General features: G+C 72.1%; 13 protein-coding genes. 5 read left to right on the forward strand and 8 right to left on the reverse strand.

The annotated features are described in order from the left end of the window. Positions 1–218 precede the first annotated feature (218 nt). Positions 219–1,064: an NAD(P)H-binding protein gene (locus LRS74_RS31885; protein ID WP_347178203.1), complete on the reverse strand. Its 846-nt coding sequence runs from the start codon at positions 1,062–1,064 to the stop codon at positions 219–221. Between the two features lie 131 nt (positions 1,065–1,195). Here LRS74_RS31885 and LRS74_RS31890 point away from each other — a divergent pair, with 131 nt between their 5' ends. Together LRS74_RS31890 and LRS74_RS31895 are read left to right on the forward strand one after the other, a co-directional pair. Then, positions 1,196–1,717 (forward strand): hypothetical protein, encoded by a 522-nt coding sequence (locus tag LRS74_RS31890; RefSeq protein WP_277744264.1) that lies wholly within the window; start codon positions 1,196–1,198, stop codon positions 1,715–1,717. Between the two features lie 171 nt (positions 1,718–1,888). Further along, on the forward strand, positions 1,889–2,968 hold the full coding sequence (locus LRS74_RS31895; RefSeq protein WP_277744265.1) for a hypothetical protein: 1,080 nt from the start codon (positions 1,889–1,891) through the stop codon (positions 2,966–2,968). 110 nt (positions 2,969–3,078) lie between these two features. Here the strand turns inward: LRS74_RS31895 and LRS74_RS31900 are convergent, their stop codons facing one another. Beyond that, positions 3,079–3,675 (reverse strand): LysE family translocator, encoded by a 597-nt coding sequence (locus LRS74_RS31900; protein WP_277745027.1) that lies wholly within the window; start codon positions 3,673–3,675, stop codon positions 3,079–3,081. Between the two features lie 298 nt (positions 3,676–3,973). Between LRS74_RS31900 and LRS74_RS31905 the strand changes: the two genes are divergently transcribed. After that, positions 3,974–5,419 carry a glyceraldehyde-3-phosphate dehydrogenase gene (locus LRS74_RS31905; protein ID WP_277744266.1) on the forward strand — a complete coding sequence of 482 codons (1,446 nt, stop codon included), beginning with the start codon at positions 3,974–3,976 and terminating at the stop codon, positions 5,417–5,419. Between the two features lie 122 nt (positions 5,420–5,541). Here LRS74_RS31905 and LRS74_RS31910 read toward each other — a convergent pair whose 3' ends face one another. Next, positions 5,542–6,405: an acyl-CoA thioesterase II gene (locus LRS74_RS31910; protein ID WP_277744267.1), complete on the reverse strand. Its 864-nt coding sequence runs from the start codon at positions 6,403–6,405 to the stop codon at positions 5,542–5,544. A gap of 52 nt (positions 6,406–6,457) precedes the next feature. Beyond that, positions 6,458–8,971: a DEAD/DEAH box helicase gene (locus LRS74_RS31915; protein WP_277744268.1), complete on the reverse strand. Its 2,514-nt coding sequence runs from the start codon at positions 8,969–8,971 to the stop codon at positions 6,458–6,460. A 135-nt stretch (positions 8,972–9,106) separates the two neighbouring features. Here LRS74_RS31915 and LRS74_RS31920 point away from each other — a divergent pair, with 135 nt between their 5' ends. Then, positions 9,107–9,892: a metal-dependent hydrolase gene (locus tag LRS74_RS31920; protein ID WP_277744269.1), complete on the forward strand. Its 786-nt coding sequence runs from the start codon at positions 9,107–9,109 to the stop codon at positions 9,890–9,892. Between the two features lie 175 nt (positions 9,893–10,067). Here the strand turns inward: LRS74_RS31920 and LRS74_RS31925 are convergent, their stop codons facing one another. Further along, entirely contained in the window at positions 10,068–11,849 is a 1,782-nt protein-coding gene (locus tag LRS74_RS31925; protein ID WP_277744270.1) for an ABC transporter ATP-binding protein, read from the reverse strand. Then, positions 11,846–13,837 carry an ABC transporter ATP-binding protein gene (locus LRS74_RS31930; protein WP_277744271.1) on the reverse strand — a complete coding sequence of 664 codons (1,992 nt, stop codon included), beginning with the start codon at positions 13,835–13,837 and terminating at the stop codon, positions 11,846–11,848. Before LRS74_RS31930 ends, LRS74_RS31925 begins: the two co-directional genes overlap by 4 nt. Positions 13,838–14,109: 272 nt before the next feature. Here LRS74_RS31930 and LRS74_RS31935 point away from each other — a divergent pair, with 272 nt between their 5' ends. Continuing rightward, complete coding sequence (locus LRS74_RS31935) at positions 14,110–14,931, forward strand: hypothetical protein (protein ID WP_277744272.1); 822 nt, start codon at positions 14,110–14,112, stop codon at positions 14,929–14,931. Positions 14,932–15,153: 222 nt separating this feature from the next. Here LRS74_RS31935 and LRS74_RS31940 read toward each other — a convergent pair whose 3' ends face one another. Both LRS74_RS31940 and LRS74_RS31945 read right to left on the reverse strand, forming a co-directional pair. After that, complete coding sequence (locus LRS74_RS31940) at positions 15,154–16,578, reverse strand: Gfo/Idh/MocA family oxidoreductase (RefSeq protein ID WP_277744273.1); 1,425 nt, start codon at positions 16,576–16,578, stop codon at positions 15,154–15,156. Between the two features lie 440 nt (positions 16,579–17,018). Further along, the gene (locus LRS74_RS31945; protein WP_277744274.1) at positions 17,019–17,483 is read right to left on the reverse strand and encodes a MarR family transcriptional regulator; all 465 of its coding nucleotides are present in this window, start codon (positions 17,481–17,483) and stop codon (positions 17,019–17,021) included. Positions 17,484–17,621: the final 138 nt, after the last annotated feature.

A 17,621-nucleotide genomic window follows, 5' to 3' on the forward strand; every position in this document is an offset into this window, starting at 1 on the left:
CGGGGACGAGGAGCCGCCGGTCGGCGCGAGGATCCGCCGGTCGGAGCGAGATCCGCCGGGTCCGTGCCGAGGTTGTCCCCGAGTGGCCCGAGCGTCCCCGAGCCGCCCGGGCCGATCCGATCTGGCCGACCCCCGCGGCGAGGGTGGTGGTCAGCGCCCCGCCGCGGCAGCCGTGGCGCCGGAACTCCTCGGCCCCGTCCCCGAGTCCGTTCGGGCACCTAGCGGAAAAGGGCCGCGTGCTCTTCCGCCCACGAGCGGAACGTGCGCGCCGGTGCTCCGGTGATCTCTTCCACGGTTGAGGTGACCAGGTTCGATTCGGGCCGCGTATCGGCGCTGGCCAACAGGGCCTCGATGAGGGCGGGCGGCCTGCCGTCGGCGAGCATCTGCTCTCGCGCGATCTCGAGGGGGACCTTCTCGAACCGCGTCCGGCGGCCGATCGCCTCCCCGATCGTATGGACCTGCGCGTCCCTGCTCATGACCTGCGGACCGGTCAGGACGTGTCTGGTCCCCGCGTGCCCTTCATCGGTCAGCGCATGTGCCGCCACGGCCGCCACATCGCGTTCGTGGATCACCGCTGTGGCGGCGATGTCGGGACCGCGAACGACGTCCGTGGCCCGGATCTGCTCGGCCCATCCTCGCGCGTTGGAGGCGATGGTGTTCGACCGCAGCACGGTCCACTCCAGGCCGGATTCCTCGATCAGGCCCTCCATGTCGGCGTGGAGCTGGTTGATCGGGTCGGTCTGCCGTCCGCCATCGTCGTTCACGCCCGACGATGAGAGGTAGACGATGCGGCGTGCGTGCCGTGCGATCGTCTCCAGTACGGCGGGGGCGCCCTCGGTCGTCAGGAAAGGCCAGATCAGGAACACCGTGTCGGTCCCGGTCAGCGCCCGCTCCAGCGTGTCCGGCCTGGACAGGTCCCCGCCCACGACCTCGACTCCCGGCGGCAGCTCGGCCGATTCGGGGTCCCGCGCCAACGCACGTACAGCGACGCCTGCGGTCAGGAGTTGAACGACAACGTGTCGACCGACGTTCCCGGTGGCACCGATCACGAGAATCTCACTCATGATCAGGTCAGCCTCGGCCACGCTCGAAGTATTCCTGTCTGCCGGGGCCGGGCCGGGGTCGAGGCCGGGGATCGAAGGTGAGGGTTTTAGGGTTCGATCGGTAGGTATCACCGAGTTCAGGAGATCAACGGGTGTCCGATCTGGACTTCTACGCTCACGTCGCCACGCGCTGCGACGTCCTCGGGGCCGGCATAGGGTCCGGTCTCGCCGCATGGGAAGCCATGGTGGGGTCGGACTACGTCGACGATGCGGGCGATGGGCTGGTGCGTCGGGACTACGGGCTGGTGGAGCTCTCCTTCTCGGATGCCGACGGGCCCCTGTCCTGCTTCGGGATCGGTGTGCAGGTCCATCGGTTGGTGCACGGTCCCTGCGTGCCGGCGCCCCTGGAACGGGAGTACGGGGAGTTCGCGCCCCGTGCCCGGTTCGAGGAGTTGCGGTCCGTGATCCTGTCCCTGGGGTGCACGGTCGAGCCCGATGACCTCTCAGGGGACATCCACCGTTATCGCGTGCCCGAGTCCGACGCGCGCATTCTCGTCATCGCTGATCCCGACCCGCATGGGGACGGCGACCACGATGTCGACGACCCGGAGATTCACCAGGCAGGCGACGTGTGGGCGTTGAGTATCTCCCCGGCCTGGTGGGGGCCGCGCTAGAGACCGTCCGACAGGCCCTTTCCGGAGCCGTGGCCGGATCGAGGCGAGGGAGGCGGCGAGAATCGCGTTCGGAGGGGAGCGAACCCCGTCCGACGGTGGGCGCGTGAATCGTTGTCAGCGCCGTATGACAAGGTCTGTCGCACGAGTACGGCACGGAACGAGGAGTTCAAGATGACGGGGGCCTGGGACGAGGCGCGCGTGGTGGACCTGGCGCGGCGGCTGAAGCGTGCGGACACCGACGGCTGGAGCGGCGCGGCGCTGCGGGCGGTGGTCGAGGACCTCGGCTGGGGGTGGCGGAACAGCGCCGCCGGGCCGCGGCTGAGCACGGGCCCGGAGTCGGAGGCGGAACCGCGGTGGACCGCCCGACTGCGTCCGACGGGTCGCTTCGAGGAGGACTACGCGCACGACGGCGAGGAGTACGTGGGGCTGTATGTGCCCGTCGCGCTGCCAGAGGGCGGGGCCGCGGAGAAGGCCGCGGCCTTCCGGACGGTCGCCGAGACGCTGACGAAGGAGTTCGGCCCCGCCTCCATCATGGGCGCGTACGGCGACCCCGGACCGTTCTACGACTCCGCGCCGCTGTGGGGGAGCCCCTTCCTCCGCTGGCGTGAGCGCGAGAACACGCTGGAGCTGTACGCCGGCGAGCACGGCCCCGAACTGCTGCTCCAGCCGACCGATCCGGTGGAGAACTGGTTCTGGCGGCAGGGGCACGGCGAGCACTACGCGGTCGGCGGGTTCTTCGGCTCCCGCCGCGACCCCGCCAACGCGGGCCTGGGCTTCCCGGGTCGCTGGCGCACCGACGACTGGGACGTCTTCTCGAACGCCCTGGGCGACTTCCTGCACACGCTCCCGGCCGAGACCCACGCCCTGGGCATCGAGCTGGACCTGGGCTTCCACGCGCTGGTGCCCGGCACCTACGGCCCGATCCTGTTCCACCTCGTCTGCAACGAGCGGCTGGAGATCGTCTACGATCCGGAGCGCCTCCACGAGGACGGCACCGATCCGACGTCCTTCGGCTGGATCTCGCGGAGCTCCCGACCGGCCGCCCTGGACCACTGGCTCGACTGCCCCTACCACTCCGGGGACTTCGGCATCGGCGAGGTGGACGGCCGCCGGCTGGCCCGGATGATGGTCGACACCCTGCGCGCCCTGGGGGTCGCCTCCCCGAAGGACCTCAGCCTGTCGGACCACGCGCAGCGGGTCGGGGACTACCACGTCGACTACTACGGCCTCACCCTGCGCGAGAACCCGTAAGCCGGGTGCGGGGATCCGCGGTCGTTCGCGGCCTGGTGCGGGCATCCGCGGTCGCCCCCCCCCGCCCCCGGCTGCCCGCTGAGGCGGGCGGCCGGGGGCGGAAGGGGGCGTCAGTCCGCGCGGCCGGTGGCGGCCACCGTGATGCCCAGGCCGATCATCGCGAACCCGCCGGCCCCGCCGACCAGGGACATGCGGCGTTCGGAGCGGGCGAACCAGGCGCGTGCCGCGGAGGCCGTCAGGGCCCAGGCCGTGTCCGTGACCAGGCCGATGCCGATCGGGACCAGGCCGAGGACGAGCATCTGGGTGGGCACCGCGCCGGCCCCGTGGTCGACGAACTGCGGGAGCACGGCGGCGAAGAAGACGAGGCCCTTGGGGTTGGTGGCGCCCACCAGCATCCCGTCCACCACCGTGCGGACGTCGCCGCGGCGTGCGGGCCGCGGCGACGGTTGCCCCGCCTCGCCCAGTCGTCCGCGGTGCCGGAGGGCCCGTACGCCGAGGAAGACCAGGTAGCCGGCGCCGGCGAGCTTCACCGCGGTGAAGGCCGTCGCGGAGCGACCGATCAGCGAGCCGAGGCCGAGGGCGACGACGACCACCAGGAGGTAGGAGCCGAGCGCATTGCCCCAGGCGGTCGCCAGCGCGGTGCGGCGGCCGTGGGCCAGGGCCCGGCCGACGACGAAGAGCACGCTCGGCCCCGGGATCACGATCATGACGAAGGACGCCGCCGCGAACGCGAGCAGCCGCTCACCGGACACCGGATCTCCCCACCGTCGCCCCCGTGGAAGACACCTGGTCGGTGCCGACCGTCCGTTGCACGGCCCCACTCAACAGCCTTGGCCTCAGCCTGTCCAGCGCGAATGGCCGGGGTAAAGCGGTGCATATTCGGGCGTTACCACCCGATGAGATACCCGCTTTCTCTCCCGAAGTGACCATGGGCCACCCCGGCGCCCTGCTCAGCCGACGCGGGGGGTTAGCATATGAGCGCCGCCTAGCTCGAAAGATAAACCTGTGACTGTCAACGAAGACTCGTTCACAAACTGGAAGCACCGCGAGGAGATCGCGGAGTCGATGATTCCGATCATCGGGAAGCTGCACCGGGAGCAGGACGTCACCGTCCTCCTCCACAGTCGCTCCCTGGTGAACAAGTCGGTGGTCAGCATCCTCAAGACCCACCGATTCGCCCGGCAGATCGCCGGCGAGGAACTCTCGGTCACCGACACGCTGCCGTTCCTCCAGGCCCTCACCACCCTTGACCTCGGGCCTTCCCAGATCGACATCGGCATGCTCGCCGCGACGTACCGACGCGACGACCGCGGTCTCTCGGTGGAGGAGTTCACCGCCGAGGCCGTCTCCGGCGCCACGGGGGCCAACAAGGTCGAGCGCCGCGAGGGGCGCGACGTCGTCCTCTACGGCTTCGGCCGCATCGGCCGCCTCGTCGCCCGCCTGCTCATTGAGAAGGCCGGTTCCGGCAACGGCCTGCGGCTGCGCGCCATCGTCGTCCGCCAGGGCGGCGACCAGGACATCGTCAAGCGGGCCTCGCTGCTGCGCCGTGACTCGATCCACGGCCAGTTCCAGGGCACGATCACCGTCGACGAGGCGAACAGCACGATCATCGCCAACGGCAACGAGATCAAGGTGATCTACGCCGGCGACCCGTCCGAGGTCGACTACACGGCGTACGGGATCAAGGACGCCATCCTGATCGACAACACCGGCAAGTGGCGCGACCGCGAGGGCCTCTCCAAGCACCTGCGCCCCGGTATCGACAAGGTCGTCCTGACCGCCCCGGGCAAGGGCGATGTCCCCAACATCGTCCACGGCGTCAACCACGACATGATCAAGCCGGACGAGCAGATCCTGTCCTGCGCGTCCTGCACCACCAACGCGATCGTCCCGCCGCTGAAGGCGATGGCGGACGAGTACGGCGTGCTCCGCGGCCACGTGGAGACCGTCCACTCGTTCACCAACGACCAGAACCTGCTGGACAACTACCACAAGGCCGACCGTCGCGGCCGCTCGGCGCCGCTCAACATGGTCATCACCGAGACCGGTGCCGCGTCCGCCGTCGCCAAGGCGCTGCCGGAGCTCAAGGCGCCGATCACCGGCAGCTCGATCCGCGTCCCGGTGCCGGACGTCTCGATCGCGATCCTCAGCCTGCGCCTCGGGCGTGAGACCACCCGCGAGGAGGTCCTCGACTACCTGCGCAACGTGTCGCTGACCTCGCCGCTCAAGCGCCAGATCGACTTCATCAGCGCCCCCGACGCGGTGTCGAGCGACTTCATCGGCTCGCGCCACGCCTCCATCGTCGACGCCGGCGCCACCAAGGTCGACGGCGACAACGCGATCCTGTACCTCTGGTACGACAACGAGTTCGGCTACTCCTGCCAGGTCATCCGCGTCGTCCAGTACGTCTCCGGGGTGGAGTACCCGACCTACCCGGCTCCGCTGGCCTGACGGACGCCCTGTCCGACGGGCGTCCTGCTTGACCGCCGCCCCGTCTGAGGTACGTCCCGAGCAGAGGTCCGCGTCGTGTGGCAACACCCGACGCGGACCTTTGTCATGGGCGAAACCCCAGGTCAGACGTGCTGGCGGAAGAGTCCCTCCTGCATCACCGAGACCAGCAGCCGACCGTCGCGGTCGAAGATCTGGCCGCGGGCCAGGCCGCGGGCTCCGGTGGCGACGGGGGACTCCTGCTGGTAGAGGAACCACTCGTCCGCGCGGAAGGGGCGGTGGAACCACATGGCGTGGTCCAGGGAGGCCATGTCGAAGCCGCGGGGACCCCACAGCGGCTCGACGGGGATGCGCACCGCGTCGAGCAGGGTCATGTCGCTGGCGTAGGTGAGGGCGCAGGTGTGCACGAGCGGGTCCGTGCCGAGCGGGCCCACCGCGCGCATCCACACCGCGCTGCGCGGCTCGGCGCCCTCGAGGTCCTCGGGCGTCCAGCGCAGCCGGTCCACGTAGCGGATGTCGAACGCCTGGCGGCGCTCCATGCGACGCAGCGGCTCGGGCAGCTCGCCGAGGTGCTCACGCAGCTCCTCGCCGAGCCGGGGGAGGCTCTCCGGCTCCGGCACCCCCGGCATGGGCACCTGGTGTTCGAAGCCCGGCTCCGGCTCGTGGAAGGAGGCCGTCAGATTGAAGATCGTCCGGCCCTGCTGCACGGCCACCACCCGCCGGGTGGTGAAGGACCGCCCGTCGCGCACCCGCTCCACCTGGTAGACGATGGGCACCCCCGGCGTGCCGGGACGCAGGAAGTAGGCGTGCAGCGAGTGCACGGGGCGCTTCCCGTCGGTGGTCCGGCCGGCGGCCACTAGGGCCTGGCCGGCCACCTGCCCGCCGAACACCCGCTGCAACGACTCGTCCGGGCTGTGGCCGCGGAAGATGTTCAGCTCGATCTGCTCCAGGTCGAGCAGGTCGACCAAGCGCTCGGCGGGACTGGTCATCGGTGGAGCCCTTCTGCCGGTGGAACTCGCCGTGGGGTGGCGTTACCGGAGGTTACAGCTGGCCCACGTCCGTGACCCGGACCACCGCGCGGCCCTCCTCGTCGGAGGCCGCGAGATCCACCTCGGCGGAGATGCCCCAGTCGTGGTCGCCGTTGGGGTCGGCGAAGGTCTGGCGCACCCGCCACAGGCCGTGCTCCGGGTCCTCCTCGATCCGCAGCAGCTTGGGCCCGCGGGCGTCGGGGCCGGTGCCCAGGTCCTCGTACTCGTCCCAGTAGGCGTCCATGGCCTCGGCCCACCGGGCCTCGTCCCAGCCCGCCTCCTCGTCCATCTCGCCGAGCTCCCGGACGTCGTCCAGGGCGGCCAGCTCCACCCGGCGGAACATCGCGTTGCGCACCAGCACCCGGAAGGCGCGGGCGTTCGAGGTGACCGGCTTGACCTGGTCGGCGCGCTCCCGGGCCTCCTCGGCCGATTCCTCCTCCGGGTTGGCCAGCTGCTCCCACTCGTCCAACAGGCTGGAGTCGACCTGCCGGACCATCTCGCCCAGCCAGGCGATCAGGTCCTCGAAGTCGTCGGACTTCAGGTCGTCGGGAACGGTGTTGTCCAGGGCCTTGTAGGCGCTGGCGAGGTAGCGCAGCACGATGCCCTCGGTCCGCGCCAGGTCGTAGAAGGACGTGAACTCGGTGAAGGTCATCGCCCGCTCGTACATGTCCCGGATGACGGCCTTGGGCGACAGCGGATGGTCGCCGACCCACGGGTGGCTCTTGCGATACAGCCCGTAGGCGTGCAGCAGCAGCTCCTCCAGCGGCTTGGGGTAGCTGATCTCCTGGAGCCGCTCCATCCGCTCCTCGTACTCGACGCCGTCGGCCTTCATCGCGGCCACCGCCTCGCCGCGGGCCTTGTTCTCCTGCGCGGCCAGGATCTGCCGGGGGTCGTCCAGGGTCGACTCGACGACCGAGACCATGTCCAGGGCGTAGGACGGCGACTCGGGGTCCAACAGCTCGAAGGCGGCGAGGGCGAAGGTGGACAGCGGCTGGTTCAGCGCGAAGTTCTGCTGGAGGTCCACCGTCAGCCGCACCCGGCGGCCCTCGGCGTCCGGCTCGTCCAGCCGCTCCACGACCCCGCCGTCCAGCAGCGAGCGGTAGATCGCGATGGCGCGGCGGATGTGGCGCAGCTGGTTCTTGCGCGGCTCGTGGTTGTCCTCCAGGAGCCGGCGCATCGCCTCGAAGGCGTCGCCGGGCCGGGCGATGACCGACAGCAGCATGGCGTGGGTGACCTGGAAGCGCGAGGTGAGCGGCTCCGGCTCGGAGGCGATGAGCTTCTCGAAGGTGTTCTGGCCCCAGTTGACGAAGCCCTCGGGGGCCTTCTTGCGGACTACCTTGCGGCGCTTCTTGGGGTCGTCCCCGGCCTTGGCGAGGGCCTTCTCGTTCTCGATGACGTGCTCGGGCGCCTGCGCCACCACGAAGCCGGCGGTGTCGAAGCCGGCCCGCCCGGCGCGGCCCGCGATCTGGTGGAACTCCCGCGCCCGGAGCGTCCGCACCCGCTGCCCGTCGTACTTGGTCAGCGCGGTGAACAGCACCGTGCGGATCGGCACGTTCACACCCACGCCCAGGGTGTCGGTGCCGCAGATGACCTTGAGCAGGCCGGCCTGGGCCAGCTTCTCCACCAGCCGACGGTACTTGGGCAGCATGCCCGCGTGGTGCACCCCGATGCCGTGCCGGACGTAACGGGACAGGTTGCGTCCGAACTTGGTGGTGAAGCGGAAGTTGCCGATCAGCGCCGCGATCTCGTCCTTCTCGGCGCGGGTGCACATGTTGATGCTCATCAGCGCCTGGGCCCGCTCCACCGCCGCGGCCTGGGTGAAGTGCACGATGTAGACGGGCGCCTGTCGGGTCTCCAGCAACTCGGTGAGGGTGTCCGTCATCGGCGTCGTACGGTACTCGTAGCTCAGCGGCACCGGCCGGGTCGCGGACCGTACGACGGCCGTGGGCCGCCCGGTGCGCCGGGTCAGGTCCTCCTCGAACCGCGTCACGTCGCCGAGCGTCGCCGACATCAGGACGAACTGCGCCTGCGGCAGCTCAAGCAGCGGGATCTGCCAGGCCCAGCCCCGGTCCGGCTCGGCGTAGAAGTGGAACTCGTCCATCACCACCTGGCCGATGTCGGCGTCCCTGCCGTCCCGCAGCGCGATGGAGGCCAGCACCTCGGCGGTGCAGCAGATCACCGGGGCGTCCGCGTTGACCGACGCGTCGCCGGTGAGCATGCCGACGTTCTCCGTGCCGAACACCTTGCACAGCTCGAAGAACTTCTCCGAGACCAGGGCCTTGATCGGCGCGGTGTAGAAGGTGACCTGGTCCTTGGCGAGCGCGGTGAAGTGGGCGCCCGCCGCCACCAGGCTCTTTCCGGAGCCGGTGGGCGTCGACAGGATGACGTTCGCGCCGGACACCACCTCGATCAGTGCTTCCTCCTGGGCGGGGTAGAGCGAGATGCCCCGCCCCTCGACCCAGGTCGAGAACGCCTCAAACAGCGCATCGGGGTCGGCGTCGCTCGGCAGCTGATCAATAAGAGTCACCCCCCTATACTGCCTGGTTTCCCGCGCGAGCCGGGAACCGGCTGTGCTGAGGAAGATCGTCCACGGCTAGGGTGGGCGGGCCGATCAGACCAACTCCCGCGCGGAAGCGGGCACGAACAGGGGCGGGGCACGACGATGATGGGACCGGCGCACTCACTCTCCGGGGCGGCTGCCTGGCTGGGGGTGGGGGCGGCGACCGCGGCGGCCGGCCATGCGATGCCCTGGCCGGTGCTGGTCGTCGGCGCCCTGATCTGCGCCGGGGCCGCGCTCGCCCCGGACCTGGACCACAAGGCCGCGACGATCTCCCGGGCCTTCGGCCCGATCTCCCGCACCCTGTGCGAGGTCACGGACAAGCTGTCGTACGCCGTCTACAAGGCGACGAAGACACAGAGCGACCCGCGGCGCTCCGGCGGCCACCGCACGCTCACCCACACCTGGGTGTGGGCGGTGCTGATCGGCGCGGGCGCCTCCGCGCTCGCCGTGGCCGGGGGGCGCTGGGCGGTGCTGGGCATCCTCTTCGTCCACATGGTGCTCGCCGTGGAGGGGCTGCTGTGGCGGGCCGCCCGGGTCTCCAGCGACGTCCTGGTCTGGCTGCTCGGCGCGACCAGCGCCTGGCTGCTCGCCGAGATCCTCAACAAGCCGGGCAACGGCGCTGACTGGCTGTTCGACGGCCAGCCGTACCTGTGGCTGGGCCTGCCCATCGTGCTGGGCGCGCTCGTACACGACATCGGGGACGCGCTGACCGTCTCCGGCTGCCCGATCCTGTGGCCCATCCCGATCGGCCGCAAGCGCTGGTACCCGGTGGGCCCGCCCCGCGGGATGCGCTTCCGCGCCGGGAGCTGGGTCGAGCTGAAGGTGCTGATGCCGGTCTTCATGGTCCTGGGCGGCCTCGGCGGGCTGGGCGCCCTCAACGTGATCTGAACCGGTCGGCGCGGCCTTTGGCGGGCGAACCGGTCGGCGCGGCCCTCGGCGGGCCGCCGCGGCCCTCTCGACGACCGACTCTCACCCTGAGGTCTAGGGTGAGAGTCGGTCGTCGTATGGTGACCTGGCGCACACGCGAACCCGCGCCGCGCGAGGCGCCGTCGCACGGCGCTCGCTACCGGTGCCAGGAGCGCCACAGCGCCGCGTACGCCCCGCCCGCCGCGACCAGTTCGTCGTGGCTGCCCAACTCGCTGATCCGGCCGTCCTCCACCACCGCGATCACATCCGCGTCGTGGGCGGTGTGCAGCCGGTGCGCGATGGCGACCACCGTCCGCCCCTCCAGCACCCGGGCCAGCGAACGCTCCAGATGGCGGGCCGCCCGCGGGTCGAGCAGGGACGTGGCCTCGTCCAGGATCAACGTATGGGGGTCGGCGAGCACCAGCCGGGCCAGCGCGATCTGCTGCGCCTGCGCCGGGGACAGCGCCAGGCCGCCCGAGCCCACCTCCGTGTCCAGCCCGTCCGAGAGCCCCCGCGCCCAGGCGTCCGCGTCCACCGCGGCGAGCGCCGCCCACAGCTCCGTGTCCCGGGCGGAGGCGCGCGCCAGCAGCAGGTTGTCGCGCAGCGAGCCCACGAAGACATGGTGCTCCTGGTTGACCAGCGCCACGTGCGCGCGCACCCGCTCCGCAGGCATCCGGGCCAGCTCCGCGCCGCCCAGCGTGACCTCGCCCGTCCGGGGCGCGTAGATCCCCGCGATCAGTCGGCCCAGCGTCGACTTGCCCGCCCCGGACGGCCCCACGAGGGCCATCCGGGTCCCCGGCCGCACCCGCAGGGTGATCCCGCGCAGCACCTCGCTGTCGGCCCGGTAACCGAACCGCACCGCGTCCGCCCGGACATCCCGGCCCGCGGGCGCGTCCCCGGTGTCGTCGACGGTCGTGTCGATCTCGCGCACCCCGACCAGCCGGGCCAGCGACACCTGGGCCACCTGGAGCTCGTCGTACCAGCGCAGGACCAGCCCGACCGGCTCCGCCAGCATCTGCGCCAGCAGCGCCCCGGTCGTCAGCTCGCCGACCGACATCCAGCCCTGGAGCACGCACGCGCCGCCGATCATCAGCACCGAGCCGGTGATCAGGGTGTAGGTCGTATTGATCACCGGGAAGAGGACGGTGCGCAGCCAGAGCGTGTACTGCTCCCATCGGGTCCATTCGTGGATCCGCTGGTCGGAGAGCGCCACACGGCGCTCTCCCAGCCGGTGCGCCTCGACGGTCCGCCCGGCGTCCACGGTCTCGGTCAGCGCCGCGGCGACCGCCGCGTACCCGGCAGCCTCCGAGCGGTAGGCGCTCGGCGCACGGCGGAAGTACCAGCGGCAGCCGACCAACAGCACTGGCAGCGCGACCAGCACGGCGAGGCCGAGCGGCGGCGCGGTCGCGGTCAGCGCGCCCAGCAGCAGACCGGCCCACACCACGCCGATCGACAGCTGCGGCACCGCCTCGCGCATCGCCTCCGACAGCCGGTCGACGTCGGTGGTGATCCGGGAGAGCAGGTCTCCCGTGCCGGCCCGTTCCAGCACGCTCGGCGGCAGCCGCACCGAACGGACGAGGAAGTCCTCCCGCAGGTCCGCCAGCATCCGCTCGCCCAGCATCGCGCCGCGCAGCCGCACCTCCCGCACGAAGACGGTCTGGACGGCCAGCGCCACCGCGAACAGCGACACCGTGCGGCCGAGATGGAGGTCCTCGGCGCCCCGCGACACGTTCTCGACCAGGCCGCCCAGCAGATACGGACCGACCATGGAGGCGAGCACCGCGGCGGTGTTCACCGCCAGCAGCGCCAGAAACGCGGCGCGGTGACGGCGCAACAGCTCACGCACGTACCCGCGGACGGTCGCCGGCCCGCCGACCGGAAGCGTCGCCGTCGACTCCTGAGCCGCGGGGTCGAACTCCGGGGGTGCCACGCCGATCATGCCGACTCCTCCACGCGCTCCCTGCCGTCCCGTTCCATGCCGGTGGGCGGCACGCCGTTCCGTTCCCTGTCGTCCGGTTCTGTGCCGGCCGGCGGCACGCCGTTCCGCTCCTTGTCGTCCGGCTCCAGGTCGCCGCGGATCGTGGGGCGCCCCACACCGTCCCGCTCGCCCCGTTCGGCGTCGGTCTCCCGGGTGACCACCGCCAGATACGCGGGGTCGGCGCGCAGCAGCTCGCGGTGGGTCCCGGCCGCCACCGCCGTGCCGTCCCGTACGAACACCACCCGGTCGGCCCGGTCCAGCAGCAGCGGGCTGGAGGTGAAGACGGCGGTGGTGCGGCCGCGCCGCAGCCGCCGCAGCCCGTCCGCGATCCGCGCCTCGGTGTGCGAGTCCACCGCCGACGTCGGCTCGTCGAGCACCAGCACCTCGGGGTCCGTCACTAGCGAGCGGGCCAGCGCCAGCCGCTGTCGCTGGCCACCGGAGAGCGACCGGCCGCGCTCGGTGAGCCGCGCGGCCATCGGGTCGCCCGGCCGCCCGTCCGCCGTCGGCACGGTCTGCGCGAGCGCGGTGAGCACATCGCCGCACTGCGCCGCCTCCAGGGCCGCGGACGACGTGACCGCCCCCGAGGCGGGCACGTCGAACAGCTCGGCCAGCGTGCCCGACAGCAGCGTCGGATCCTTGTCCTGGACCAGCACCGCGGCGCGGGCCGCCGACAGCGACACCTCGTCCAGGGCGACGCCGCCGAGCAGGGGAGAGGGAGAGGGCGCCGAGCCCGCCGGCGCCTCGGGCGTCGCCGACCGCCGGTCCGGTCCGGCCCCCTCGGCCGGGTGCCCGCCGAGGCGTTCGGCCAGCCGCCCGGCCACGTCCGGATCGCCGCACACCACCGCGGTCAGCCGCCCGGCCGGCACCAGCAGGCCGCTCACCGGGTCGTACAGATCGCCGCCGAGCGGCTCGCCGACCCCGCCGTGCTCGTACTCCGGGGCGGCCGCGGCCGTGCCGCGTCGCAGCGCCAGCACCCGCGCCGCGCGGCGGGCGGAGGGTCGGGAGAAGGAGTACGCCATGGCGATCTCCTCCACGGTCCGCAGCGGCAGCAGCAGGAAGGTGACCGCGGCGTAGACGGTGACCAGTTCGCCGACCTCGATCCGGCCGTCCCGGGCCAGCACGGCCCCGTACCCGACGACGCCGATCAGCAGCAGCCCCGGCAACACCACCTGGACCGCCGCGATGAGCGCCCACATCCGGGCGCTGCGCACCGCCGCCTCCCGCACCTGCTGGGACGCCCGCCGGTACCGCTGGAGGAACAGCTCCTCGCCGCCGATGCCCCGCAGCACCCGCAACCCGGCGACGGTGTCCGCGGCGAGCTCGGTGGCCCGGCCGGCCTTCTCGCGCTGCTCGTCCGCGCGGCGGGTGGCACGCGGCAGCAGCGGCAGCACGGCCAGCGCCAGGACCGGCATGCCGACCGCCACCACACCACCCAGCGCGGGCTGGTAGAGCACCAGGGCCACGCACACTCCGATGGTGGTGAGCAAGGCGGCGGTGAACCGGGAGAGCGCCTCCACGAACCAGCCGATCTTCTCCACATCGTTGGTGGACACGGCGACGACCTCACCCGCCGCCACCTGCCGGGTCAACGAGGCCCCCAGCTCGGCCGTCTTGCGCGACAGCAGCTGTTGGACCCGCGCGGCGGCCGTGATCCAGTTGGTGACGGCGGCCCGGTGCAACATGGCGTCGCCCAGCGCGGAGAGCGCGCCGAGCAGCAACAGCAGCCCGCCGGCCAGCGCGAGGCGGGCGCCCGAGCGGTCCACCACGGCCTGCACCGCAAGTCCGACCGCGATCGGGAACGACGCCACGGACGCCTGGTGCAGCAGGCCCCACAGCAGTGCGCGGAGCTGGCCGCCCAACTGCCGCCGGCCCAGCCAGAGCAGAAGACGCGGTCCGGACCGTACGTCGGGCAGGCCGGGGTCGGGGTACGGAAGATCGCGAATCTGCATGACGTCCCAGGGCTCGCGGGGGGGGGGAAAGACGGGATGACGGGCGGAGACGGTGAAGTGGACGGAGGCGCGGGGAGCGAGGTGCCGACGTGGGACCGGTGGGCTGCTCGTAGCGCGGCTCGGCGGACGGGACGACCCGGGCAGGAGAGGGCGGAACGAGGGAACGGTGAAAGGGTCGTCGCACGGCGCCTCGGAGTTCAACTGGTTTTCCGTTCCCGGGGTATGGCGCACTTCCCGGGGTCACCTGCGCGTCCAGGGACCGGGGTGCGACGATGGCGGGTATGGGAATCTCCGGCACCTTGTCCAGACGTACGGCCGCGCTGACCGTGGCGGCGGTGCTCCTGCTCGCCGGCTGCGGCGGCGGTTCGGACCAAGGCGACGGTGACAGAGCCGGGGACAAGGCGAAGGGCGGAAGCGACGGGCGGGGCGACCGGGACACCGTCGGCGACGGCGGCGGCCCGCGCGGCGGTTCCGCCAAGCACCCCGCGAACCGGGCCTCGCCGCCCGCCGTGTCGACCCGTATCCCCGACGTGGGCGACACGCTGCAGTCCCGTATTCCCGACCGCTCGCGGCAGGTCCTGGCCGTGTACGGAGAGGGTGAGAACTCCGCCCGAGCGACCGCCGTGCTCTATGTCAAGCGCGGCGAGAACTGGCACCGGGACCGGAGTTGGGCCGCGCACAACGGCCGGCGCGGCTGGACGGTCGACCACGAGGAGAACGATCTGCGCAGCCCCGTCGGCGTGTTCACGCTCAGCGACGCGGGCGGGGTGCTGCCGGACCCCGGGGCCCGGCTCCCGTATGACGCCGACGCCGCCTTCGCCGCGCCGCGGTACTGGCCGAAGACCTACTGGAACGACTTCGACTACGTCATCGCCATCGACTACAACCGGGTCCGCGGTACCTCTCCGCTCGACCCGACCCGGCCCCGGGGGCAGCGTGAGGGCGGCGGCATCTGGCTCCATCTGGACCACGGCAGTGGCACCTCGGCCTGTGTGAGCCTCCCCAAGTCCGGCATGGAGTACCTGCTGAAGACGCTCGACCCCGCGCGGCACCCGGTCGTGGTGATGGGGGACAAGGCGCACCTCGCGGACTAGAGCGGCCGGGCTCACTCACGAGGCCGAAGGCGGCGCCGAGCAACGCCGCGACCGCGCGCCCGGCAGCGACCGCGACCGCGCCCAACGGCAGCGCCGCGGCCGTGCTCCCGGCAACCCGCGATCGCGCTCCCGGCAACGACCGCGACCGCGCTGCCGTCAGCGCGCGCTCGGGGTCCGGCCGGCCCGCGCCGACCGGACCCCACCCCGCCGCCGTGTGTGCCGTTACGCCCTGGGCTTGGCCGAGTCCACGCCCGGTCGGGCCTTCCGCCAGTGGCCGCGGGTGAAGTCGGGGATGGACTGCGGGGCGCCCTTGGCCCGGATGGAGGCGTTGCTCAGCGGCACCGGCGCGGTCCAGGTGGCCCCGTCGTAGACGTCGAAGTCCGGCACCAGACCGAGCCGCATGCACTGCGTCAGCCGGAAGAGCATGATGTAGTCCATCCCGCCGTGCCCGCCCGGCGGGTTGCTGTGCTCCTTCCACAGCCAGTGGTCCCAGTCGGCGTACGCCGTGAAATCACCCCAGCGGTCGTCGTGCATCTCCGGTTCCAGATAGATCCGGGGCGGATAGTCCTCGAAGACCCCCTTGGTGCCGCCGAGGATGTTGTGCCGGCTGTACGGATGCGGGTTGGAGACGGCGTGCTCCAGCCGGATGACACGACCCTTCGCGGTCTGCACCAGACTGATCGACATGTCGCTTTCTATGTATGTCTCCTTCCAGCTCGGGTCGCCGGGCGGCATGTGCTGCTCCCGATAGGCGGCCAGACCGCGGGCGGGGGAGCCGAAGGTGGTGATCCGCACGGCGCGGTCGCCGCGGTTGACGTCCATGTAGTTGGCGACCGGGCCGAAGCCGTGGTTGGGGTAGAGGTCACCGCGCAGCCGGGTGTGCCACCGGCGGCGCCACGGCGTCTCGTAGTACTCCGGGTCGAACATCAGCCCGCGCAGGTCGTGGATGTACGCGCCGGCGCCGTGCAGCAGCTCGCCGAAGAGGCCGGCGTGCGCCATCCGCAGCACCCGCATCTCGTTCCTGCCGTAACAGCAGTTCTCCAACTGCACGCAGTGGCGGCGAGTGCGCTCCGAGACGTCGACCAGCTCCCACAGCTGGTCCAGCTCCATGGCGAGCGGGCACTCGACGCCGACATGCTTGCCGTGCTCCATCGCCGTCCGGCACATCTCGAAGTGCCAGTCCCAGGGCGTGGCGACGTAGACGAAGTCGACGTCCGCGCGCTCACACATCCGCACGAAGTCGTGCTCGCCGTGGGCGTAGCCGGCGGGCGTGGGCTGGCCGGCGGCGGTGACCTTGGCGACCGCTCTGGCGACCTTCTCCTTCACGGGGTCGCACACCGCGGTCACCCGCACCCCCGGCAACGCCAGAAAGAGGTCGATCATGCTGCCGCCGCGCTGGCCGAGGCCGACGATGCCGACGCGCACGGTGGCGCGCGGCTCGAACGGCACCCCGATCATGGTCGCGCCGCGCCGCGGTGGCGCCGCGGGGGACTCCTCGGTGTCCACGGACTCGGCCGCGGTGGCCGGCGCGGCGGACGCCGGTTCGGCGGCGAGGCCGCCGAACCCGACGCCGATGCCGGCCCCGGTGGCGCCCGCGGTCCTCAGGACCGAGCGTCGACTGGGCTGCCGCGGTGTTTCCTCGTTCATCGAGCCTCCAGGTGAACTGATCGGCACGGCTGGTGGATGCACCTCGTCAGGACCCTGGCGGTTGCGGCACATGGGGCACAAGAGAGCCCGATTGGACTCTTGGTACGGGGGGTTGGACTTCCGTCACACCGACGGCGGTGTGGCCGAACGGGAGGGTGCGGGGCGACGGCACGACGCCCGGTGCGCCGTGAGGCGCGACCGGGCGGCGGGCGATGGCCGGCGGAGCGCCGGACGCCCGGAGTGCCGGCCGACGGAGCCGACGAAGCGCGTGCGTGCAGGGCACCGGCCCCCGCCGCCCGGAGCGCGTGCCGTCCAGAGCGGCGGCCGTCCGCCCGAGCGCCCGCCGCTCGGAGCGCCTTGGGCCCCCCGTGTGCCGCGGCTGTCAGCGGTCGGGGCGGCGGTGGCTCAGCAGCCGCTCATGCAGTGGCTCATGCAGTCGCTCAGCAGCCGCCCGGACCGGCGGAGAGCGTGTCGAGAAGCCCGCCGAGCATCTCCCGCTGCCGCTCGGAGAGGGGCGCGAGCACGTCCTCCGCCGCGGCCCGGCGCGCGTCCCGCAGCGCGCGCAGCGCCGAGCGGCCGGTGTCGGTGAGCTCGATGCGGATCACCCGGCGATTGGCCGGATCCGGTGCCCTGCGCACCGAGCCGTGCGCCTCCAGGGCGTCGACCAGGGTCGTCACCGCGCGCGGCACGACGTCGAGGCGCTCCGCGAGATCCGCCATCCGGGGCGGTCGGCCGTCGTGGTCGAAGTGCGCGACCGTGCGCAGCAGCCGAGACTGGGCCGGGGTGATGCCCAGCGGCTCCAGATGGCGCCTCTGCGCGCGGTGCAGCCGGCGCGTGAGACTCAGCAGCTGCTCGGCGAGCTGCCCGGAGGCGTCGGAGGTGGGGGAGGGCGCGGGGGTGCACATACGGTGACTCTATCAGGGCATAATTCATTGTGAGCTTAGGTAACAGTGGTCTATGCTCATCATGGCTCGACGCGCGCCCTCGGCTCGGCCGGCTCGTCACACAGGCGACCGGCGACCGGCTGCCGGCGCGCCGCTGCC

It is taken from the genome of Streptomyces sp. LX-29, assembly GCF_029541745.1.
Taxonomy (GTDB): domain Bacteria; phylum Actinomycetota; class Actinomycetes; order Streptomycetales; family Streptomycetaceae; genus Streptomyces.